Raw genomic sequence first — 22,443 nt, forward strand, 5'->3', positions numbered from 1 at the left:
GCCATAAGCATTTGTAGGGCCGATCGATGCGCGACCGATTGAACAAGATTGTTGCCTGGGCCAAGCGGCACAAAGTGTGGGCGGCCCTGATCGCCCTTGGTCTGCTCTTCATCGCCTATCAGGTCCTGAAACCGACCCGCCACGATTATGTGTATGTGACCGAGCGCGTCTCAAAGGGAGAGGTCGTCCGCAAGGTCACGGCCAGCGGCAAGTTGCGCGCACTCAACACTATCAAGGTCGGGGCCGAGGTTTCGGGACAGATCACCCGCGTGACCGTCGACTATAACTCACCAGTGCACGCCGGGCAGGTGCTGGCCGAAATCGATCCAACGCGTCTGCGCGCCCGGGCGCAACAGGCCCGGGCACAGGTTGCCGTCGCGGAAGCATCGCTGGCGCAGGCGCAGGCGGGGGCGATCCGCGCGAGCACGGACATCGAAATCCAGCAGCGCGAATTCGGGCGGCGTCAGACACTATCCAATCGCGGTTTCATTTCGCGGTCGACGCTGGACACCGCGCAAAGCAGTCTGGCGGCGGCGCGCGCCGGGCAACGCACCGCTGTGGCGCAAGTGGCCAGCGCGCGGGCGCAGATCGCCCAGGCCAATGCGGAATTGTCGTCGGCGATGCTCGATTTGTCGCGGACCACGATCGTTGCGCCGTCCGACGGCGTCATCATCAACAAGCTGGTCGAGCCGGGCACGACCGTCGCTGCCAGTTTCCAAACCCCGAATCTGTTCGAGATTGCCGCCGACACCACGCGGATGCAGGTCGAGGCATCGGTCGACGAAGCGGATATCGGTCAGGTGCGCGTCGGCCAGGATGTGATATTCGGCGTCGATGCCTATCCGGGCGAACGCTTTAGCGCCGTGGTCCGCCAGATTCGCAAGGCGGCGACCGAGACCGCCAATGTCGTCAGCTATCTCGTCATCCTCGAAGTTGACAATCGCAACGGCAAGCTGCTTCCGGGCATGACCGCCAATGTCGAAATCGTCACCGGCCGCATCGCGGATGCGGTGCGTGTGCCGACCACTGCTTTGCGCTTTCGTCCCAAGGCGGGAGATCGCCCGAGCGGCAGCGCACCGGCAAACGTGCGTACCGTCTTCGTGACCACCGACGATCCCTACAAACCCGCGCCGCGGGTCGTGACGCTCGGTCTGCAGGGCGAAGATTTCGTGCAGGTGACGGGTGGATTGCGCCCCGGCGAAATGGTGCTGCTACGAACCAAATCGACCACCAAGAAACGCGAGGTCGATGGCGACGCCGACGATACGAGCGATGGCAACTGACCCGCCGCTGCTCGAGACGCGCGCGCTCGACAAGGATTATCAATTGGGCGGCGAGACGGTCCACGCGGTGGCCGGTGTCTCGCTGTCGGTTGCGCGCGGCGAGTTCGTCGCGATCATGGGCGCGAGCGGTTCGGGCAAATCGACGTTCATGAATATGATCGGCGCGCTCGACGTGCCGACGCGCGGGCAATTGCTGCTGGACGGCGTCGATATCGGCAGCCTGTCGTCGGACGAGCTGGCGGCCATCCGCAACCGCAAGATCGGTTTCGTGTTCCAGCAGTTCAATCTCCTGCCGCGCACCTCGGCGCTCGACAATGTGGCGACACCGCTGATTTATGCCGGCCTTCCTCGTGCAGAGCGGCACCAACGCGCAGCGGCGAAGCTCGAAGCTATGGGCTTGGCCGAGCGCAGTCATCACACACCGGCCAAATTGTCGGGCGGTCAGCAACAGCGCGTGGCGATTGCCCGCGCGCTGGTCACCGAGCCGTTGATGCTGCTCGCCGACGAGCCGACCGGCGCGCTCGATACCGCCACGTCCGACGACATTATGGGGTTGTTTCAGCGATTGAACGATGACGGCATCACCGTGATCGTCGTCACGCACGAACCCGATGTCGCGCAATATGCATCCCGCCGGGTGCTGTTCCGCGACGGGCGGGTGATCGAGGATGCGGCGGTCACCAACCGGCGGCGCAGCGCATGAACCTGCGCCAGGCGATCGCGGGCTGGATGGTCAACGTGGCGACCGCCGTCGTGGCGCTGCGAACCAATTTGTTGCGCTCGATTCTCACCGCTTTGGGGGTGATGATCGGTGTTTTGGCGGTGGTCTTGGCGGTCGCGGTGGGCAGCGGCGCACAGGTCTCGGTCGAGAGCACGATCAGCCAGCTCGGCTCGAACATGGCGCTGGTCTTTCCGCAGCCCGATGTCGGCACCAACGGCCGCAGCCGCGATGTCGGGAAGCTGACCGAACGCGACGCGCAGGCGATCTTGCGGTCGGTGCCGGGCGTGACCGCCATCGCCCCGCAATTGCGCGCCAGCATCCAGGTCTCGCTGCCCGGGCGCCGCGTCAACACAAACGGGCTGGCAATCACACCGGGTTACGCAACGGTGTCGAACGCCGAGGTCGATAGCGGGCGGATGATCGCCGATGCCGATGTTCAGTCGGCGGCGCGCGTCATCGTGCTCGGCCAAACCGTAGCGACCAAATTGTTCGGCGATGTGGATCCGGTCGGCGAGAGCGTGCGGGTCAACAAGGTGCCGTTCGCGGTGATTGGGATCCTGGCGGCAAAGGGGTCGAGTTTCGGCAACGACAATGACGATATCGCGCTCGTCCCGTTGCGCACCGGTCGCCAACGGTTTTCGAGCACATTGACCGGGCCCGACGACCTCGCCGTCTTGTTCGTTGGTTTTGACGACAGCGTCGATCTGAACGAAGCCAAGAGCAACATCGTGCGGCTGATGCGCGCGCGTTACAGCGTCGCCCGCGGCGAGGTGCAGCCGTTCACCGTCCGCACGACCGAGGAGTTTCAGAAACAATCGGCGACTGTCACCGGCGTATTCCAAGCCGTGCTGGTCGCGATCGCCTCCATCTCCCTGCTGGTCGGCGGCATCGGCATCATGAACATCATGCTGGTCAGCGTGACCGAGCGGACGCGCGAGATCGGCCTGCGTATGGCCCTTGGCGCGCGTCGGCGCGACATCCGCAACCAGTTCCTGGTCGAAGCCGCATCTCTGTGCGTGATCGGCGGATTGCTCGGGCTGATCCTCGCGATCATCGCCGCGCGCGTGTTCGAACAGGCGGCGGACTTTCCTGCGCCGATCGGTTGGCCGGTGGCAGTCGGCAGTATTGTGTTCAGCGCGGTGATCGGGCTGTTGTTCGGCACATACCCGGCGATCCGCGCGAGCCGGTTGAGCCCGATCGAGGCTTTGCGGAGCGAGTAGTGGGCGGGTTTGCGGTGGTGAGGTCGCTTCGCTCCCGTCACCATCGTGCAGAAATGTCCCCCGGACATTTCTGTCTCGATGGTGACCCCTACGGGAGGGGTCTGAATCGCTCGAAAACCGCGAAAATCCGACATTTTTTGAACAACGATTTGGGGTCGCTGTACCCGTTGGCTGTCTTTCCGCTGTACCTGTAATACGCCACCGGACCGCCCGGCGGCTACCAATTTGATATTCGATCAGTCCTCCCGCGTCGATTAAAAATTTCCGATCATTCAATGACCCTCGCAACCATCGGAATCGACTTTCACAGGTTAAGGCGCCTTGTCAGCGTTCAGCGGCAACTAAATAGGATCGGGAAAGAGGATCCCCAACCAATTAACGGGCTATCCCACACAAGCGCCTGAAATCCGTGCCTTACGCCGCGCGAACCGCGTCGGTAACGCTGAACTGGCACAGCAGAAAGCGCAATCGCAAGCACATTCGTGGCTGGGCAGATGACGGCAGTTGGGCCGCTTCCGGACTGGCGGCTTTTCAATTAACCGAACGATGGAAGCGGACATTCGCCCGACGGACGCCCCAGCTTAGAAGCGAGCATGGCGCGGTTGTAAGATTTGGGCTAAGTTACTTTACATCGCTTCCCGAATTCGGGTCGTAACGGCGATCAGCAAAGTCGGAGGCCAGCCGGGCTATCGAGAAGTGGTAGATAAGTCACCCGAAGCCGACGTGGGGCCGTTGCGGCAGCAGACTGTGCTCGCGCGCTTTGGTGAGCTTGCGCTGCGTTCAGATGACCTCGACGAAATTCTGACTGAGGCGTGCCGCCTTGCTGGCGAAGCGCTTGGTACCGACCTGGCGAAGGTCGTCGCGTTGCAGGACGACGGACAGACGCTCTTCGTGCGCGCCGGGGTGGGATGGAAGCCAGGCGTCGTCGGCGTCGCAACCATCCTGGCGCACGACGACACGTCGGAGGGGCATGCGCTCAAGACCGGTGAACCGATGATCTCACCCGATATCAGCCAGGAAACGCGGTTCAAATATCCGCCCTTTCTCACCGACAATGGCGTCCGCGCGGTAGCAAACGTCATTATCATCGGCGGCAAGGACAAGCCGCCGTTCGGCATCCTCCAGATCGACAGTCGCACACCGCGCGAGTTTACCGAGAACGACACTGCGTTCCTGCGCAGTTATGCAAACCTGCTCGCAGCAACGGTCGATCGGCTGCGGGTGATCGGTGAGGTTCGGGACGAGGAAGCGCGCTTGCGGCTGGCGCTCGAAGCGGGTGCGCTCGGTAGCTGGGATCTCGATCTTGCGACGATGTCCGCAACAAGGACGGCACGCCACGACCAAATTTTTGGCTATCCCGAGCTGCGCCCAAGCTGGACGTTCGACGATTTGCTTAATCACGTGCTTCCGGAAGACCGCGAGAACGTGAGCAAGTCTTTCGAAGAGACAAGGCGTGGATGTGCCGAATGGCATATTGAGTGCCGCATCAGCCGAGCTGATGATGCCGAAGTCCGATGGATCGAGCTCCGCGGTATGCCCGAGGCAAGTCGAACTCTCGAACCCGACGGAGCACCGGCGCGGATGCTCGGCATCGTCGCCGACATCACCGATCGAAAAATCGCCGAAGCGGAAATCGTTGCCACGAACGCCACCCTGGAGGTGCGCGTCGCCGAACGCACCGAAGCGCTGGCGAAGTCGAACGATCAGCTCAACGCATTTGCGTATACCGTCAGCCATGATCTGCGCGCGCCACTCCGTGCCATGGAGGGGTTCGCGCGCATTTTGCTCGACGATTTCGCAGACGGGCTGGGCGAGACGGGAACGCGCTACGCGGGCCGAATCGTCGCCGCGGCAGGGCGGATGGAACGGCTGATCGACGATCTGTTGGCGTACAGCCGGCTGCAGCGCTTCGAACCCGTGCTTCGGGTTGTCAACCTGACCCCACTCGCCGAAAAAGCCCGGGCGGCGGCCATAAGTGAGTATCCCGACGGCACTATAGAAATCGAAAGACCCTTACTTCCGATGCTCGCCGAGCCTGTTGTGCTGGGGCAGATCGTTGCAAACCTTGTCGAGAACGCCGCGCGCTTCGCTCGAGCCGATCGTCCCCCGCATGTCGTGATCCGGACCGAAAAGTGCGCGGATCGAGTCCGGTTGTGGGTCGAGGACGATGGCATCGGCATCGCCCACGAACACCAGGCGCGCATCTTCGAAGTTTTCGAGCGACTTCATGGTCAGGAAGCATATCCCGGCACCGGGATAGGTCTGGCGATCGTGGCGAAGGGGGTCGAAGGAATGTGCGGCAGCTACGGGGTCGAGTCCGAGCTCGGCGAGGGTAGTCGCTTCTGGGTCGAGCTTGCGAGCACCGAAGATACTGCAGAACAACAGGAACTTGTTACCATAGTGACACGTTCTGCATGAATGAAGCCTCCACAATCCTGCTGGTCGAGGACAACCCCGACGATGTGGAACTCATCCGTTATGCCTTTGCCAAGGCTGGCATTCCTAACCCACTCGTCGTCGCAACCGACGGCGATGATGCGGTGAACTACGTCAGCGGCACGCACGCATACACCGACCGCAGATGTTACCCGCACCCGGCGTTGGTCCTGCTTGACCTGAAGCTTCCACGGAGGTCGGGCTTTGAGGTGCTGGACTATATTCGCCAGCACAAGCCGATTAAGACCGTTCCGGTTGTCGTGCTGACATCGTCAAACCAGCCCGAAGACATCGAAGCGGCTTATGCTTCAGGTGCGAATTCTTACCTAGTCAAGCCGGTCAATCGCGACGGTCTGCTCGAAATGGTCAAGTCGATCGAGGCATACTGGATCAAGATCAATCGCGTGACTGGCGAATGAACGACATCCCGAGCTGGCGCATTATTGTCATCGACGACAACCCCGACGATCGCGCGCTCGTATGCCGGGAGCTTGATGCTCTCTTTCCGACCGCGGTAGTGATCGAACCGACCGACCTTGCCGCATTCGAAGCGGCGCTGGCCGAGGCCGAGCCCGACCTTGTCGTAACCGATCTCGACATTCGCTGGACCAATGGCCGGTGGACGCTAGCGGCAGTCAAGCAGGCCTATCCCAACTGCCCCGTTGTGATGTTCACGGGCACCGGCGACGAGATGACCGCGGTCGAGTTGATGAAATCGGGACTCGACGACTACGTCGTGAAATCCGTACGCCAGCTGTCGAGATTACAGGTGTCGCTCAAACTTGCGGTCGAGATGGCGAAAACGCGCGCGGCGGTATCAACGCGCGAGGCGCAGTTGATCGCGATGGTTGCGCATCGCGATACGATCGTCCGCGAACTGCATCACCGCGTGAAGAACAACCTGCAGACAGTCGTCAGCCTGCTTCAGCTAGGCGGCAAAAAGGCAGACAGCGCGACGCGCGAGCAACTCGGCCAGATTTCTCAGCGGATGCAGGCTTTGGGTTCGGTGCAGGCGCGCATTTACGAGACCGAAACGCTCGACAGCGTCAACTTCAGCGCCGCGCTGAGGGACATCGTCGAAGGGCTCGAGAACGTATATAGCGACGGCCAGATCACGCTCAACTGCGACCTCGATCATCGTCTCGATCTTGACGTCGGGCGCGCGATGCCGCTCGGACTGCTCTGCTACGAAGTCATTTTGAACGCGTACAAGCACGCGTGGCCCCAACGCGGTTCCGGAAGCTTAGTGATTACCCTGCACTTCGAAAATCGAGGCTGTCAGATAATAGTGTGGGATGACGGTGTAGGTTACGACGGCACCAAAGTGACCAAGGGTCTGGGCAGCCGCTTGATCCAGTCGCTTGCTTCTGAAGCTCGCGTCAGAGTCTCCACCATGAGCAACGAGAGAGGCGGCACCGAAGTGTCGCTTGAGCTGCTTTGAGCCCCTCGGCGTTTGAAACTAACGGCAAAGTTGATGCTCCGGTGCTGGTCGTCGAGGACGAGTCGATGATCCGAATGATGCTCGTCGATGAACTCGAAGAAGCTGGGCTGACAGTCATCGAGGCCGACGGCGCGGATGCGGCGTTGGTACATCTCGAGGCGAACCCCTCGATCGCCGTTGTCGTTACCGATATCCGAATGCCCGGTTCGATGGACGGGCTGGGGCTGGCAAGCTGGATGCACGACCATACGCCACAGTGTCCCATCATCATCACGTCCGGGTTCGCGTCGCCGCCCGATTTCGCCGCGATCAACCCTGCGATCGCGTGCGTATGGGCGAAGCCGTATGCGGCGCAAGACGTAGTGGTCTGCGTCGCTGACTTGATGGCAAAGCAGTTGGGGTGAACAGCAGGATGTCGGACAGCCGCCGAGTTCTTCGATCAATAGGGGACGATCCGGACCTCAGGCGTTCCTTGGTGTTTTAGGAATCGCCGATGGTGCCGAAGCGCCAATCTTCAGGTCGACAATTTGACGCGATCGAGAAGCAGCGTAACGATCAGTCCCTCTGGCTGCCAGTCATACTCGATCTTGCCGCCAAGTTGCTTGGACACACTGCGGTGCACAAGCTTGCTTCCAAAACCGCTAGCTTCGGGAGGAGCTTTTACTTGCGGCCCGCCGCGCTCCATCCATGTTAGCTCAAGCTGAGAGCCTCGTGAAGCAGTAGTGATATCGAGTGTCCCTGTACCCGCCGACAAGGCGCCATATTTTAGCGAATTGGTCGCCAATTCATGCAACACCAATGCCAGGCTATTCGTTGTGCTCTCACCGACGCCCATACGCTCGACCGCTACCCTGATCCGGCCACTGAACGCTCCCAGATCATCATATGGCGCAAGCAATACCGACAGCAAATCGCCTAGAAGGGCGGCACTACCCTGACCGCCTGGCAATGGACGTACAAGGTCATGGGCACGCCCAAGTGCCGTCAAGCGTTGGGTAAGCTCCTTTGCCATCTCGGTTGTCGTTGAGGTCGATCGTGATGTGATGTGGGTCAGCCCCGCAGCGATTGCCAACAGGTTTTTGACCCGATGGCTCATTTCTCCCGCTAAGAGTTCGTGACCTTCCTCGGCCTGCTTTCGCCCAGTGACGTCGAGGAAGATGCCCGACATTTGCCGATCTTGGATCCCCACATCCTCGCCCCGGCCTCGAGAGGAAATCCAGCGGACGTCAGCGCCGAGTACGATGCGGAAGTCGGTTTCGTAACCGCCAGAAATGCCGCGAGTTGCGTTGAAGGCCGCACGCACACGGTCACGGTCCGCGGGGTGGATATGCAGCGACAAGTCTTCGAAAGTGAGATGCTCATTCCAGTCGAGACCCCAAAGCCGGAAGCCCCGCTCGTCCATCGTGAAGCTATCGTCGACGACGTTCCAGGTCCATAACGACAGACCTGCAGCTTCGAAGCCGTGGAGCAGCTCCTCCGATGGCCATGTGTGTGGAAAGGCTCGCCCCATAGCGCGGGTATCTGGACGCGATCGACCCCGATTGGCAAGATGTTTGAGTTTGGCATCTTCAAGTCCCCCTGGCTGCGCCGCGCTATATCTAAAATGCTGAAAAGTTTTGACATTCCAACTCGGCATGGTCCCCGTGGACGATCAGATGAGAACCTGCCATGGCCGACGCGGAGCAAAGGCAATGATTGGCCGGGTCAACGCTACCGCAGACGGGCACTCAAGCATTGAAGATAAGAACGGCAGAAACGCTTGGTTGCCGCCTGAAAGTGGCGATGCCGCTTCCACTACCGGCAGACGTTCGGTGTCGTTGGCTAATCTGAACAGACGGCAGCTATCGGGGTCGGAGCGAAATGTCGCGAATAACGTATGATGGGCGCATTGCTGACGCCCGTTCCAAAATCCACGAGCGGCAGGTTTTACGCGGCCGTCTCTCGACACCCTACTTTTAAAATTGGGCGCGTTCCCGAGTCCACGTCCGGCCTAAATGCGCACATCCGTACTTGGCGCAACGAATTGAGGGTGCCCAAACATGTTAGCATAACCCAATCTGTTTCACATCGGGACTCAGAGCAAGTCGTTGTCTTTCTGCAATAATCCTTTTGCCCACTGCGGCGTTAACCAAGCGGACCAGGGCATCAGGCGCGGGTCCGGTAGAAAAGGGTTGCAGGAAATGCGTATCAAATCGATTGCCTTGGCGCTCACCAACGGCCTTGTGTGCGCGGCCGTGCCGGCCAACGCCGCGCGCGTCGTCACCGCTATTGATGCCGATTTGTTCGACGGCGCCTACACCTTCGCCGAGCAGGGTGCGGGTTTCACCTTCGGTTTCAACGGCGACTATTTCGGGGGCGGTCCCGTGACGGTCAGCACCTCGACGGGCGGCCAAGTCAACACGATCTTTGGGCAGCCGACCACTAACTTTGCCGACGGACGCGGCAGGCCGGTAACGTTCGGACCGAGCATGCAATATGCCGATTTCGCCAGTGCGACGCCGATCCGCTTCACCAATGGCGACAACTTCATCGGGCTGCGGGCGGTTACCGCCACTGGCACCTACTACGGCTATGCCTTTACGACCAACAACGTGCTGAATAGCGTGGGCTTCGAAAACGTGGCCGATCGCGTCGTTACGGCTATTCAGGGTGTGCCCGAGCCAGCGTCATGGGCGCTGATGCTCGGCGGTTTCGGAGTGATCGGCACTGCCGTGCGTCGCCGCCAGCGCAGTACGGTCGCGTTCGCGTAGATCCTTTGCAGATTGTGCGGGGTCGTGGGCAACCATGGCCCCGTGGTCGTTCGACAGCTCGAGACCGACGTCAGTTAACACCCAGTAGCTATTGCTCGAGATGGAACCACGCAACGGCAGCTTTTGGGATCGGAAATCGAACCAGGGAACGGCAGAATGTGCGCGCAAAACGGACGTCAGTCCCTTGGTCGAGCAAACTGATGAACCGTCGGAGAGGAATGCGCGCCGAAAAGATGCGTTACGCGCCTGACCTGAATTTATAGCGCCCTGAAACCCTGCGTTTGTCGTTCGCATCCTCTCGTCGATGGAGCTGACGGCCACCGCTCGCAACTCGGTCGTGCCGTAACGGCACGATCCACAAAACGATTGCGTCTTGAAGTCGCAGCTGCTGGCGTAGATATTGGCGGTGCACATAAGCGTCGTCGAGGCGCACGGTTCAGATCCCGATCCACGCCTGTTCGCGCAGAGGGAATGAGCAGTCGGCTATGCCGGTACGTGTCGCTTTGTTCGCCCGGCAAGCGATATCGAGACGAGAGGAGCACCGTCTCGAGTTCTGCCGATGTGATCGGCGGGATCCCTCCTGAATGGCTGCCGGGTGGCCCTTCGTAATTCAGGAACGCCTCAATCATGACTCAATCACGCCTGCCGAAGATCCACGCACTTCACCCTTGCCCTGCGGTGCTCAACCCCGGCCGCACAGGGAATTCGAGTCTGGATCAATATTATACATGCCAAGATGTGGCGCACCGACTTTACGGCCTTTTTCAGGACAATTTCGACCCCGCAGATTACCTGATGGTCGAACCAAGCGCTGGAACGGGAGCATTCTTCAAACTGCTGCCCCCTGGCGCGCTGGGATACGATGTCGACCCGCAATATCCGGGGATCACGAAGGCGGATTTTCTGAGCGTCGACCTCCCGGGCGATCGACCGATCGCCGTCATCGGCAATCCGCCCTATGGCAAGAATGCGAGCATGGCGGTTCGCTTCGTCAATGGTGTGGCGCGCCAATCAAACGTCGTCGCAATCGCAATGATCCTGCCGAAGTCGTTCGAGAAAGCCTCGATCGAAAATCGCCTCGATCGCGATTTTCATTGGCTGCTTAAAATGCCCGTGCCCCGCGACGCCTTCCTGTACAACGGGAAGCCGTTCAACGTGTCGGCCATCTTCCAGATCTGGGTACGCCGTCCGATGCTACGCAAGCTGAGAGCCGTCGAAACCACGCATCCGGATTTCGAATTCACGACGCCGGATCGGGCTGATTTCGCGATCCAGAGGGTCGGCGCGCGCGCGGGCCGGGTCCACCACAACTGGAAGGCCAGTCCGAATTCGCATTATTTTATCCGCGGCAATGTCGAACACATCATGGTGCAACTCGACTTGCAGAAGGATGCGGCAAATGCGACGGGCAACCCCAGTTTGGCAAAGAGCGAGATCGTCGCCGCCTATAGCAAGTGGGTAAGCAAGGCTGCCTACCGCGCTGTGATCCGAGCTCAGCAGCTGGTTCGCCGTTCCCGATCAGAGGTCGAATCGGGAACGTCATCGCGACGCCAGCTCCGCATCGGGCCGGCTGCCCGTGCCGCCTGCGCATAGCAATCCTGGCCATTCCAACGTGGCAGCCTATTGCGGCCGAGTATCAGCGAAGCTCGGTCGCAATTTATTTGCGTGGACGAGACACGCTTCACCAGCCGTTGCCTTGCAAACTTGAACGACTTGCGCCGCTGGCAAAGTGCCGGGTGAGCAGACCGGCGGCGTCGCATGCGCGATACCAAGCCCGCTCCAACCGGGCCTGCGCACCCCAGGACCCGATGCCCGCGGGATGGCGCAGGCCGTGCCGGCAATCATGGCGCCATTGGCGAGCGGTGACAATTAAATGAGAGTGCGGCCGCACGATCCACGCGCCATCGTCGCCTTCGAGGGCGTGGATCGCCCAAGCGGAGACCAGGCCCTTCGCCGCGAGCTCGCGTTCGACGAAATTGGTGACGAGGGCATGCCAACGTTGTGGCGGGACCTCGGTCGGGATTTCGGCCATGACGTGCCACGCAGCGATGGCGGTAAAATCGCCGGTTGCATCGGCGGCCGCATCCGCCTCTTCCCAAACGGTATAGCCCCCCGCCCAGAGCGGTGCCCTGGGCGGCAGAATCAGGCCAGAGCCGTGCAACTCGCAGCGCCGTTCGGCAAATTTCTGCGGCATCGGGCCGAACCGATCCGAGCCGGTTGCATCGCGCCAGATATAAGCGACGTTGGCAACGGCAGTCTTGTAGGCGGCACGACGTCCGCCGAGCCGCCACGCCTCACTGATCGGCCGCACGGCGAAATCGGGATTGTCGCCCGGCCCGCCGCTCGGACGCTTGGACAGAATGCGTTTTGCGGCATCGACATCGGCCTTGGTGATTTGCGGGGTCATCGAAAAATCCTTTGCTAAAATGACGACGCCGCCCGGATCAGGGGCGGCGTCGCAGGCGCATCGCGGCTTCGCGTGCAGGGTGATCGATTTGTCAGGCGGCGATGTTAAGCTCGTCCTGCGGGATGGCATCTGCATAACCCCCACCGGGCGGCACCCAGAGCGATCCGGCCAATTCAAGCGATCCCGTGTTGGCGGCTGCCTTGCGCCAGCGCCGCCGGGCGATCGCGACGCCCCGCTCCCACTTGCCCGTCGGCGGTAGCTTGCCCGCCGTCAGTGCCTGGCGTTGTCCGACAAACCAGCGCTGCTTGTCGGCAAGCAGCTCGATCTTCGCGGTCTCGCTGGCGGCGAAAGGCAGGACGTTGGGCATCCACTCGATGCCGTGCTCGCGGCGCACGAACAGCGAGATGGCGACAGGTTCGTCGGTCCCCAGTTCGAAGGCGACATGGACGAAGTCGCTGCGCATGTCCGTGGCGAGCCTCGTGATCGTCATGACCTGATCGAGATCGAGCGGGCCGCTGTTGCACCATTTGGTCGTGTGGAACGGCGGCGCGTGCTCGGGGTAACCCATCAGGGTGCGGAGCGAGAAGCTCCAGGCGGTGGCGTTATCGAGATATTGACTGGTCATGATCTATCCTTCCTTCCGTCGCTGACGGCCTGCTGGCCGAGGGATTTTTCACTCATCTCTGATCCCCGCTTCCCCTGCTGCTCATCTCCCCTCCCCGCCGGTCTGCTCGATCAGGCGCAGCGACTTGCGCCGCTCGAGCCAGGCATCGGTGGCGACATCGACCTCGACACCCGGCGAACCTGCTGCGCGGACGAAGATGCGCCACAAGGCGAGCGCCTCGTCGGCGAGGTCGGCATGCAGCTGGCGGACCTCACCGCTCGCCCAGGCGCTGGCGATCCCATCCGCGTCCATGTCTGGCGCATCGATCGCCGTCGTCCTGGCGACCGTCGCCAAGGGTGGCGCGCCCATGCCGCCGTGACACAGCGCCATGTCGACCACGCCGCCGCTCAGCAGCCGATACAGCCGTGCCGAGAAATGATGCTCAATCGTCGGCGGCACCACAGCCGCCGTCTCGAGCAATAACGGCACCAGTACCTGATCGACGTTCCAGCCGATCAGCGTCGCGAATGGCGGCAGCCGGTCGGCAATCGCTTCGAGCAGGCCGTCCTCGCGCTCGCCGGCGATCAGGGCGTGAGCATAGCGCTCGAAGTGCCAGCGTCCCGTCGCGCCATGCTCGGCGATGAACAGGCCGATGCCGACGAGGCATCGGTCGGGGGGATGGTTGCCGCATCGCGAAGCAGGCACGGCGACGGTGGCGGCGGTCATCGCGACCCAGGTCTTGGGCTTGTCGGTCATGTGTGATCTTTCGAAGGCGCACGTCGCTCGCGCCGCCAGCGAGGGCGGCGGATTGCGTGCGGTGATGGGGGTCTAGTTGATCTAGGGAGCGGCTCAGCCGCTGGCGGAGAACGCCCGCTCGTCGCGCTCACGGGTCAGGCGTCGCTCAGCGGCGGCAAGCCCCTTCCCCGCCCGGATAGCCGGCGCGTGTTCTCGTGCCCAACGAGCGGGCGCGCAGTCGGCGAACGCGCGATACGGTTCGAGCCCGGGTGTGGTTTCGAGCCAGGTCGCAAAGTCTGACAGTGGCAGCGCGAGTTCAGCCGGATCGGCATTCTTCCACGCCGCCCAGTGCAGCCACACGATCCAGGTCGCGATCACGTCCTCGGCGACGTAACGCTTGATCGCCTGGACATCGCCATCACGCCAAAGCGCGCCGACGTCAGAACCGTGCACCGAGGTCTTCACCGGAATCTCGATAACCTCGCAGATCGCGGCGAGCGACTGCGTCCGCGACGAGCCATAACCCGCAAACTGATCCGCCAGATCGCAATGTGTCGTGTCATATCGCCCACACTGCGTTTGCCGGGCCAACCCTTCGAGATCGAAGATGCGATGGCGCATCGCCTGCAGGCGGAGCACCGGGTTGTCGAACCCGCGGCTGTTCCAGCCGATGCCGACCACCCCCGGCTCGAGACAGGCATCGACCTTGCGGTAGAACTCCCCCTCGCTGCCCTCCCGGCAAACGAGGATGTCCAACTTGAAGGTGTGGCTGCGATCCTTGTCGCGCGTGGCGCGCAGGAACGCCGCCGCCACCGGCTTGTGCTGCGGGATCGGTGGAAAGCTGCCATCCGCGGGCTCAGTGTCGACGATCGTCTCGATATCGTAGGCGACCACGCTGTCGGTCGGGTGATCATCGCGCGGTCGCTGTTGCCAGATGCCCATGTAAATCTGTCCTCAGGCTGATGTCTCACCGCCATGTGGCGGCAAGGATCGGTCCCGAAGGCGAAGGCCTGAGTGGGCCTTTTCCTGTCTTCAGAACCGATCGAACCAGCGCTCGCTGGAAGGGCGCCCTAGCGAAGCGATGGGCAAGACAGAGGACCCGCATCGCGGTCCGATCCGAGCCGCCGCAGCGGCGATTTCGCGCAGCTGCTCTCGGCAGCAAGCGGGCGGCCGGAAGGCCGGGCCTGGAGGTCTGCGTGAATCCGCTGATTCACGCAGAACGACCGAAATTATGCTTCGCGGAATTTCCGCAAGTTAATAGGGATGGTATGCACCCTATTAACGGTATTGCGCCTGAACTTTTCGACGGGCGATCCGCCCTGTCGGTTGCCACCCGCGTCCGAAACTACGGATTTGCGGGCGGCGGGCTCAAGCCCCTTTTCCACGGCTCGGTCAAAAAAGTTGTGATCGCGCTCCTTCGTGGGATGCGCCCAGCCTACAATGGAAGGTTCGTGCCCAATTCCGAGGAACCTGACCATGTCGATGCTCACCGCCATACTCGAAGCCGCCGCGCAATTGACCGGTATTACCGATCAAGAACTCGCCACCTGGCGGGAGCAGGCACTGGAAGATACTGGCGACGATTACCTCCGTCTGATCCGCGAACGCCAGCTGGCCAGCTGGACCGGATCGAGCACACCGATCAGCCAACAGATCAGCAACAGCGAGCAGCATCTCGACAAGCTGCTCGAAGGCGCGATGCCCGATCTGAGGAGGCTGCTGCCGCGCTTGTTCGCGATCGAAATCAAGCAACGACGCGTCGATCGCCTGAAGGAAGAATATGCCAGTCAGCGTGCGGGATCACTGACAAAATCGGACGGCGGGCTACACGTCGATTACGTCACCCTGATCAAAATGCTTCATGCGCTCGGCGCCGGGCCGTCAAAGGTTCGACAATGGGCGTACGAAGATCTGGTCATCATCGCCGATCTGGCTCGGTGGAAGGCAGCCGATCCGCGCTACGAGGACGGCGACAATCCGTGGGTCGCAATCCGGGCAGTCTATGCCGACCGAACCCTCGAAAAGGTTCCGATAGGCAAAAAGCCGTATTACAAGTCGACGCCGGGAACGCCGCCGCGTGAGCGGCCCGAAGAGGGGGCCATGAAATACTGGCGGTTCGGCAAAAGTGCGGCGCCGTCCGCGCCGGTTGTGATCGGCTCCGAGCCGACCATTGAACCCTGCGGCGACAGCGACCCTCAAATCGAAACGGAGGAGAACAGCGCTCCGACCACGCCGGCGGCGGCGGTCGCGTCTTCCACCGTCGTTGGTCCCGATGCGGCGCCGCCGCTTACTGAAACCCCAGATCGTCCTGATCTCGTCGCGAACCGACAAATCGCAGCTGCGCTACTAGCTGAAGGCCGCGAGCGGTTCGCCCGGACCGGGCAGTTATGGTATCGTCCCGCACCCGTCGAGAGCAAGGCGGGCGATGATGCTGAACCGGGAGTATCAACCGACCCAATCCTGCGGTCGGCTAAACGGGCCAGTGAGACTTTGCCCTCGACCCCGTTGCCGGTACCGGCGTCACCGCCGACGCCGTCGATCACGGATGGATGGCTGGCTACTGCACCACCTGCAGGGACACAATCCATAGCTGAACCAGCTGAGGTGGTGATCGATACCGACCACGACTTCGGCCTGCCCGACGATGTAACCCCCGAGGCCGCTCAGGCTTATTACGCCTTTTCAAAGCAGCTTGTGCTTGCCTGGGATGAATGGCGCGAGAAAATCTGGCCGTTCGCCAAGGCTGATCTCGCTGACCCAGCCTCCGTTGCCGCCATGGTCGCGGAGTTCGAGCGCGTCGAACGAGAGGCGACCTTGGACGAACTGAGCCAGAAATATCTCGAGGTCTTTCGCCGACGGGGCCTCGCCGACGCCAACGAGTTCCTCGTGGATCACTGTGCTCGCCGTATCATCCTGGAAGTCGCGACCGGCTATGATTACGAACGGCACCGGGAGAGGCTAGGCTATCCGCGTCCGTCTCAATGGAAATGAGGACGGTCCCCTAGCGCGGCGCGTTCGATCGATACCGCTGGGTAGCCATCGCATGGAATACAGAACGCACGCGCTTCATTCGATGAAACTGTGTTGACGATCCGGCAAATCGGTGGGACGTTTCCACGCAAGGGGAGGGATCTATGAAGCAGCCGATGAGTCTTTTGACACTTGCATCGATGACCGCTTTGATCGGTGCAGCGCCGGTTGTTGCTCAAACGGCTGCGGCGATACCCGTTGTTGAAGCGTCTCAACCTAGCCAGATTATCCTGCGCGGTCGGCTCAATCGGCTTCGGGCGAACGTCTATCGAGGTGTTCATGAGGGATGGCTGACTAGGGTAGATGCTGAGCGGTTGAACGCTGAGATGAGTTCGACTGATGCCGAGTTTCGTCGGATCAAAATGAGTGACGCACGATCGACTGGAACATCCAGTGTTGCACTTTATCGGCGCATGGATTCTATAGATGGATTGATGGAACAAAAGCGGCAGACGTCGAACTCGCGACGCTAACGGCCCGACTCGACGCCAACGTTACGGACGACTGCGCGCTTTTGCCAGTAAAGGTACGGGTATAGGTCACAGCAGGGGCAAATGGCCCACCGTGAAATCCGGAACCAACTAGTTATCTGCCCCGCACGGCACTTTACGCTACGTCGACCGGTGCTGCCCGAGTACGCGGCATACCCGCCGCTCGGATACGTCCAGCACCTCTTTCACCTGGTCGATACAGCGCCGGCGCCGCGTGGGGCTTAGAAGTTTCCCGTGCCGCCTCCTGCAGAATCAGCTTGTCCAATGTCAGGTCGGAGATCGCAGTCGCAGGTTCTCCTTCTCCAGATCCTTCATCCGCCGAGCCTGATCTGTCTTCAGCCCACCATATTCCTTGCGCCAGCGCTAATTGGTCTGCTCGCTAACCGCGATCCGCCGACACGCCTCGGCGGCCGTCCCGCCTTGGCCCGTACGATTTCGACTTCACGCAGCTTCCCGATGATCTCCTCGGACTTGTGCTTCTTGGCAGGCATTCGTCGTCCCTTCCTTGATCCAGACTCTCATAGTCGATGGACCGATGGACCACTCAGAAGGGGGCAGCTCGTTTTAGCGCTCCAAATCTCGGGTGACCATGAGGTGATGCGACACAACCGGATATAATCTGCCAAACCCGAGATGCTGTCTGCGCAGCAAAGCGTGATAGACTGAAAGGGGCCAGCAGATCAGCGGACAAACATCAGGGCCAGTGGATAAACCCCACGCCCAAAGGCCGGAGACATGACCGCACCGCGACCGTCGCCAAACCTATATCACCCTTGATCGCAGGGCGCCGTCCAGACATGACACAGCCACTGGAAGCGATCGAGACATGGCCGGTACCGGCAGCATTATCGCTTTAAGACCTCGGTCACGACGAACCCGGTCGATACGGCGCAAGCGCCAAGATCAACCATCTGACTATTGAGATAGTCCTTCTGGAATTTTCCTTTCAAGACCACTGTCTTCTTATTGAGGCCTCTGGTCTTTCCGGTAAAGAACCCCGGATTCTCAATGGTTAAGCAATCTGATTTGTAATCACTGACTTTAAACCCATTCCTACCAGACAGCATCCTACTCCTAAACTCGCTAAATCGAGCTTCCGACTGGTATAATATGTGGCTCTCTGGACCTATGTTCATATAGCCGCTCACAACGACGACCTTACCATCGTACTTATCGGCATTGGAGTTAAGCTCGCTCGGCGTCAACGAATTGAGATGATCCGCATATGCACATCCAGAAAAGATAGCCAATAGTGGCACTATAATTGTATTTTTCATTGTTATGGGACCTGGAATAAAGACTGTTCGTTATTCAAGTTCTGCTGCATCAGGCTGCTCTGACTTGCGCTCAGCGCACCACCAGGGAATCTAAACTGGAGCTGTCCACCTACGATTTCGTGCCATCCCACCTGTCCGTTCGAAACTGTCGCGTTGGGGAGGCCGGCCCTTAGCGGGTTTGTATCGCCGTAACCGCCGTTGCTCGCCGGATCATCGACCATTCCGTTCGATCGGTCAGGGCCCCCGTCGATGTGACCGTGTGCAACGGCCAGGGCACCCGCAGGAATTTTAGCGCTGACGGTGCTGCCAGTGCTCGTGCTGCCCGGTTTCGCTCCGGAAGCCGGCTGCACGACAGGCTTGCCATCAGGCCCCTTCACCACGAAGCCGAGCTTTTCGTTACTTCCCGATTTGGCAACCTGCGACTTTCCTGCGTCGACAGCCGCCCTCACGGCTGGGCTCGCTACGCTTGTCTGACCGTTGGAGTGTGCCGCGTTGAACGTGTCGGCCGTCATCATGCATTGGGGTATGTTCGAGCCTGTGATTGGCGTGCAGACCGTCTTCGTCCCAGTCGGATCGCCTCGATTCACCGGATCGTTTGCGACATAGGCATAGAGGTTGATCTGATCGTCATAGCCGATGGGGTCGGTCTGCAGGAACCGCCCGAGGGTGGGCGAGTACATGCGGGCCTTGTAGTAATAGATGCCGAGGTCGGTGAGCCAGGCTTGGCCGGTATACTGGTAGCGGCCCCAGTTGCCGGCCTGCGGGATGCCGTATTCATCATAGGCGTTGACGTTCGTGCGGTTGCCCCAGCAGTCGGCGGCGGCGATGATCGAGCCCTGATAATTGCCGTGGAGCACCTTGGTGCCGGCGCAGGTCATTGCCCCGCCCTCATCCTGCAGGATCGGCTCGTCGGCGCCCGGTCCCCAGGCAAAGCGGCGGCGGATGCTGCCGTTTGCGCCATCATATTCTACGACGGTGTGGTCACCGTCGTTGAGGAACTGAGTGTTGCCGTAAGTGGCGCTGGAGCTCTGCCACAGCCGTCCCAGCGGATCGTAGGTCAGGGTGGTGCCGCCCGCGCTCGTGGCGCTCACGAGGCGGTTCTCGGCATCATAGACATAGGACACCGTGCCGTCGCTGGTCAGGTTGCCATTGGCATCATAGGCGATGCTCAAGGTGCCGGCGCTGGTATATTGGTTGAGGCCGTTGACTGCATAGTTGCGGTTGGCCGCGACATAGCCGCTAAATTGGTAGTCGTCGTTTGCCCGCGAAACCGTCGCGATCTGCGAAGCGGGATTGAAAGTGAAGTTAGTCGTGACGTTCCCGGCGCCGCCCGCAAACATCTCGGTCTGCGACGACAGACGGCCGAGCAGGTCGTAGCCATAAGGCGTTGCGCTCGACGCCCGCGCCGTCGTCGTGCGTCGGCCGAGATCGTCATAGCTCATCCCGAAATACGGCACCGTGCCGGTAGCCGGGGTGTACCAGCTCGATCCCGTCATGCGCGCGCCATCGTCGTACGTAAAATCGAAATAGGTGCCATCGGGGTGTGTCAGGCGCGACCGGTTGCTTGCCGCATCGTAAGCATAGCTGAGCGTGCGCGATATGCCGCTCATGGTGGTGGTCGATGATGCCAGCCGGCCATAGCCGTCATAGGCGTTGCTGATACCTTGACCGCTCGTGCTGTCGAAGCGGGCAAAGGTCTGCAGCCCGCGAACATCATAGCCATAATAGACACCGTAGCCGGCGGCACCGCTTGCGGAGGTGGGCACCGATTTGACGAGCACGCGGTTGAGGTTGTCATAGGTGTAGGTCAGCGTCACCCCATCGCGCTTGCGCAAGGACGTGCGGTTGCCTCCGGCGTCATAGCCATAGGCCTCGTAATCGGTGCCGCTGACCTGGCCGGTCGTCGTCTTCGATGGAAAATTCCACTGGCTGAGCCGGTCGAACCCGTCATAAGTCAGCGAGGCGAGGTTGCCATTGGCGTCCCTGACCGAAGCCTGCTTGCCGTTGTTCGTGTAGGTATAGGTCACTACCAGATGTCCGGTTATGCCTACAGTAGCGTGACGGTGACGGGTCCGAACAGTTACAATCAGGTCTACACGATTTATCCCGCCAGTTCGGCTGGTCTCGGCAATCCCAATCTTGTCACGGCGGTAACCGACTCGATCGGTCGCACAACATCCTATCAGTATGATGGGAATTTCCGACTGACCCGGGTCACAGCGCCCGAGGGCAATTACACCGGCATCACCTATGACAATTACGGCAATGTCACTCAAAAGCTGAACCAGCCAAAGGCAGGATCCGGGTTGAGCGCGACAACGGAATCATCGGCGATTAACGCGAGCGATTGCGCCACGACGCGCGTGCTGTGCTTCCGCCCGGTCAGTCACACAGACGTGCTCGGCCGCACGACAGACTACACGTATGACATTGCGGGTCGGATGACGAGCGAGCTTGCGCCGGCGGATGCGAACGGGGTTCGTCGCGCGACCTATCTGGCGTACAATGGCGGATCCCTGACCGCGCCGGGCGAGGTGCGGGTGTGTGCTTATGGCGTGACCTGCGGCACGAGCGCCGAGTTCAAAACGACCTACTCCTATTTCGGTTACACCGCGTTGCCGTTGACCGAGACCCGCTACGATGGCGTGGCGGGCACGTCGCTGATGACGACTTATACCTATGACGCCGCCGGGCGTCGGTTGAGCGAGGACGGGCCGCGTCCGGGGACGGGCGACGCCAGATATTGGCGCTACGACGTGCTTGGGCGCAAAACCTGGGAGATCGGACCGGCCAACGCCAACGGCACCCGCCCGGCGACCCGCTACACTTACCGCAATTCCGACGACAAGATGACGTTGGCCGAGACAGGCGTGCTGCCCAACGAGATGAGCTCGACGTTCAACACGCCACCAGATGTCGTGCAGACGGTCACGGCTTACGACGCGAGGCGCAATCCGATACAGGCGATAACCACGGGCGGATCGGTGCAAAAAGCCCAGAGTGCCTCCTTCGACGATCGCGGCCGGCAAACTTGCTCGACAGTGCGGATGAACCCGGCGGTGTTTGGCAGCCTCCCCGCCGATGCCTGCGCGCTGGGCACACAGGGTACGCAGGGTGCGGACCGCATCACCAAGAACACCTACGACGCGGCCGATCAGCTGACGCTGGTGCAGAAGGCCTATGGTACGCCACTGCAGCAGAATTACGTGACCTACACCTACACGAACAACGGCAAGCAGGCTTCGGTCAGGGACGCCAATCGTTCGCCCTTGTCCCGACCACGACACCGCTGCATCATCGCACCCATGAGATCGGCGATCGCATCCGCACCCGAAAACCGCGTCAGGGGGTTCATCGCACCCCGCCCCCGTCGCGTCGGGCGATCCGCCCCGCAACCCACGGTCGCACCAAGGAAAAACCGCCCGCGCTATGACGGCGCATGGCGGGGTGCTCCAATGCCGCAAAAGGAGAAAGAGGAATCCACCCTCGATAAAACCAAACGGTGCGCCAGTGCTCAGCTTGGCCTGGATGATCTAGCGGCCGCAGGTGCGGGGTCTCGGGCTTCAATATTCTTGAAACACGCGGAAAGTTCGGGGGTGCGACGTCCGGAACATCAATTGCGAGCAGAGGTGCGAGTGCAGTATTCGGACAAACTAGGCTGCCCTTCCAAGTTCCGACGCTTGTCGGCAATCCGTTAACGGGTAGCCTTGCAGTAAGGGGGTCTGCCAGCGTAGCTCGTATCGTCGGCAGGGGCATCCCGGTTTTGGGATGGGGCTTGCTTGCCTATGACGCGGCCAAGATCGCGCAGTGCGTGGCGAGCGATGACTGACAAGTACGCTCTGTACCCTTTCCTCTTCCCCTTTCGATCGCGGCTTCAGCGCCGGCTTCGAGAGGAGCGAAAGAGCATCGATTTGGAGACCTTCGTTCAAGCTGGGCACCCCCAATAACCCTGGCATGATCCGGCCGGAGGTGATTCACTGCGCTTGGCAGGGAGGCGGCAGATGCGTCAGACGGGTTTATTCGGGCTATCGGATCAACTAAAGCGGTT

18 protein-coding genes and 1 pseudogene are annotated in these 22,443 nt (G+C 61.0%); 12 read left to right on the top strand and 7 right to left on the bottom strand.

Going from position 1 to position 22,443, the window contains the following annotated elements:
- Nucleotides 1-26: 26 nt before the first annotated feature.
- The 7 genes from ACM9ME_RS12010 (at nucleotide 27) to ACM9ME_RS12040 (ending at nucleotide 7,505) form a co-directional block, all read left to right on the top strand.
- Nucleotides 27-1,283 carry an efflux RND transporter periplasmic adaptor subunit gene (locus tag ACM9ME_RS12010; RefSeq protein WP_415643696.1) on the top strand — a complete coding sequence of 419 codons (1,257 nt, stop codon included), beginning with the start codon at nucleotides 27-29 and terminating at the stop codon, nucleotides 1,281-1,283.
- Entirely contained in the window at nucleotides 1,273-1,986 is a 714-nt protein-coding gene (locus ACM9ME_RS12015) for an ABC transporter ATP-binding protein (RefSeq protein ID WP_415643697.1), read from the top strand. Before ACM9ME_RS12010 ends, ACM9ME_RS12015 begins: the two co-directional genes overlap by 11 nt.
- A complete protein-coding gene (locus tag ACM9ME_RS12020; RefSeq protein ID WP_415643698.1) occupies nucleotides 1,983-3,224 on the top strand; it encodes an ABC transporter permease in 1,242 nt (413 codons plus the stop codon). Before ACM9ME_RS12015 ends, ACM9ME_RS12020 begins: the two co-directional genes overlap by 4 nt.
- Nucleotides 3,225-3,920: 696 nt before the next feature.
- Nucleotides 3,921-5,642 carry an ATP-binding protein gene (locus ACM9ME_RS12025; protein ID WP_415643699.1) on the top strand — a complete coding sequence of 574 codons (1,722 nt, stop codon included), beginning with the start codon at nucleotides 3,921-3,923 and terminating at the stop codon, nucleotides 5,640-5,642.
- Nucleotides 5,639-6,079 (top strand): response regulator, encoded by a 441-nt coding sequence (locus ACM9ME_RS12030; RefSeq protein WP_415643700.1) that lies wholly within the window; start codon nucleotides 5,639-5,641, stop codon nucleotides 6,077-6,079. Before ACM9ME_RS12025 ends, ACM9ME_RS12030 begins: the two co-directional genes overlap by 4 nt.
- Nucleotides 6,076-7,101, top strand: a complete 1,026-nt coding sequence (locus ACM9ME_RS12035; protein WP_415643701.1) for a histidine kinase dimerization/phosphoacceptor domain -containing protein — start codon at nucleotides 6,076-6,078, stop codon at nucleotides 7,099-7,101. Before ACM9ME_RS12030 ends, ACM9ME_RS12035 begins: the two co-directional genes overlap by 4 nt.
- A gap of 41 nt (nucleotides 7,102-7,142) precedes the next feature.
- Complete coding sequence (locus ACM9ME_RS12040; RefSeq protein ID WP_415643702.1) at nucleotides 7,143-7,505, top strand: response regulator; 363 nt, start codon at nucleotides 7,143-7,145, stop codon at nucleotides 7,503-7,505.
- Between the two features lie 110 nt (nucleotides 7,506-7,615).
- On the opposite strand, the gene ACM9ME_RS12045 is transcribed toward ACM9ME_RS12040, so the two are convergent.
- Nucleotides 7,616-8,737 (bottom strand): sensor histidine kinase, encoded by a 1,122-nt coding sequence (locus ACM9ME_RS12045; protein WP_415643703.1) that lies wholly within the window; start codon nucleotides 8,735-8,737, stop codon nucleotides 7,616-7,618.
- 544 nt (nucleotides 8,738-9,281) lie between these two features.
- On the opposite strand from ACM9ME_RS12045, the gene ACM9ME_RS12050 reads away from it, so the two are divergent.
- Together ACM9ME_RS12050 and ACM9ME_RS12055 are read left to right on the top strand one after the other, a co-directional pair.
- Nucleotides 9,282-9,851 (top strand): PEPxxWA-CTERM sorting domain-containing protein, encoded by a 570-nt coding sequence (locus tag ACM9ME_RS12050; protein ID WP_415643704.1) that lies wholly within the window; start codon nucleotides 9,282-9,284, stop codon nucleotides 9,849-9,851.
- Between the two features lie 627 nt (nucleotides 9,852-10,478).
- Complete coding sequence (locus ACM9ME_RS12055; protein WP_415643705.1) at nucleotides 10,479-11,444, top strand: TRM11 family methyltransferase; 966 nt, start codon at nucleotides 10,479-10,481, stop codon at nucleotides 11,442-11,444.
- An 88-nt stretch (nucleotides 11,445-11,532) separates the two neighbouring features.
- On the opposite strand, the gene ACM9ME_RS12060 is transcribed toward ACM9ME_RS12055, so the two are convergent.
- The 4 genes from ACM9ME_RS12060 to ACM9ME_RS12075 form a co-directional block, all read right to left on the bottom strand.
- On the bottom strand, nucleotides 11,533-12,258 hold the full coding sequence (locus ACM9ME_RS12060; RefSeq protein WP_415643706.1) for a MobA/MobL family protein: 726 nt from the start codon (nucleotides 12,256-12,258) through the stop codon (nucleotides 11,533-11,535).
- 91 nt (nucleotides 12,259-12,349) lie between these two features.
- Nucleotides 12,350-12,883, bottom strand: a complete 534-nt coding sequence (locus tag ACM9ME_RS12065; protein WP_415643707.1) for a hypothetical protein — start codon at nucleotides 12,881-12,883, stop codon at nucleotides 12,350-12,352.
- Between the two features lie 81 nt (nucleotides 12,884-12,964).
- Nucleotides 12,965-13,618 carry a hypothetical protein gene (locus ACM9ME_RS12070; protein ID WP_415643708.1) on the bottom strand — a complete coding sequence of 218 codons (654 nt, stop codon included), beginning with the start codon at nucleotides 13,616-13,618 and terminating at the stop codon, nucleotides 12,965-12,967.
- Between the two features lie 93 nt (nucleotides 13,619-13,711).
- Complete coding sequence (locus ACM9ME_RS12075) at nucleotides 13,712-14,539, bottom strand: 3'-5' exonuclease family protein (protein ID WP_415643709.1); 828 nt, start codon at nucleotides 14,537-14,539, stop codon at nucleotides 13,712-13,714.
- A gap of 534 nt (nucleotides 14,540-15,073) precedes the next feature.
- Here ACM9ME_RS12075 and ACM9ME_RS12080 point away from each other — a divergent pair.
- Complete coding sequence (locus ACM9ME_RS12080; protein ID WP_415643710.1) at nucleotides 15,074-16,588, top strand: hypothetical protein; 1,515 nt, start codon at nucleotides 15,074-15,076, stop codon at nucleotides 16,586-16,588.
- A 143-nt stretch (nucleotides 16,589-16,731) separates the two neighbouring features.
- Entirely contained in the window at nucleotides 16,732-17,100 is a 369-nt protein-coding gene (locus ACM9ME_RS12085; protein ID WP_415643711.1) for a hypothetical protein, read from the top strand.
- A 141-nt stretch (nucleotides 17,101-17,241) separates the two neighbouring features.
- Here ACM9ME_RS12085 and ACM9ME_RS12090 read toward each other — a convergent pair.
- Both ACM9ME_RS12090 and ACM9ME_RS12095 read right to left on the bottom strand, forming a co-directional pair.
- Nucleotides 17,242-17,609: pseudogene (locus tag ACM9ME_RS12090) on the bottom strand (transposase); the annotation flags it as partial.
- 788 nt (nucleotides 17,610-18,397) lie between these two features.
- Nucleotides 18,398-20,422, bottom strand: a complete 2,025-nt coding sequence (locus tag ACM9ME_RS12095; protein WP_415643712.1) for an RHS repeat-associated core domain-containing protein — start codon at nucleotides 20,420-20,422, stop codon at nucleotides 18,398-18,400.
- A 6-nt stretch (nucleotides 20,423-20,428) separates the two neighbouring features.
- Here ACM9ME_RS12095 and ACM9ME_RS12100 point away from each other — a divergent pair, with 6 nt between their 5' ends.
- On the top strand, nucleotides 20,429-22,093 hold the full coding sequence (locus ACM9ME_RS12100) for an RHS repeat domain-containing protein (protein WP_415643713.1): 1,665 nt from the start codon (nucleotides 20,429-20,431) through the stop codon (nucleotides 22,091-22,093).
- The last annotated feature ends 350 nt before the right edge of the window (nucleotides 22,094-22,443 follow it).

It is taken from the genome of Sphingomonas antarctica (genome assembly GCF_965137005.1).
GTDB lineage: Bacteria > Pseudomonadota > Alphaproteobacteria > Sphingomonadales > Sphingomonadaceae > Sphingomonas_O > Sphingomonas_O antarctica.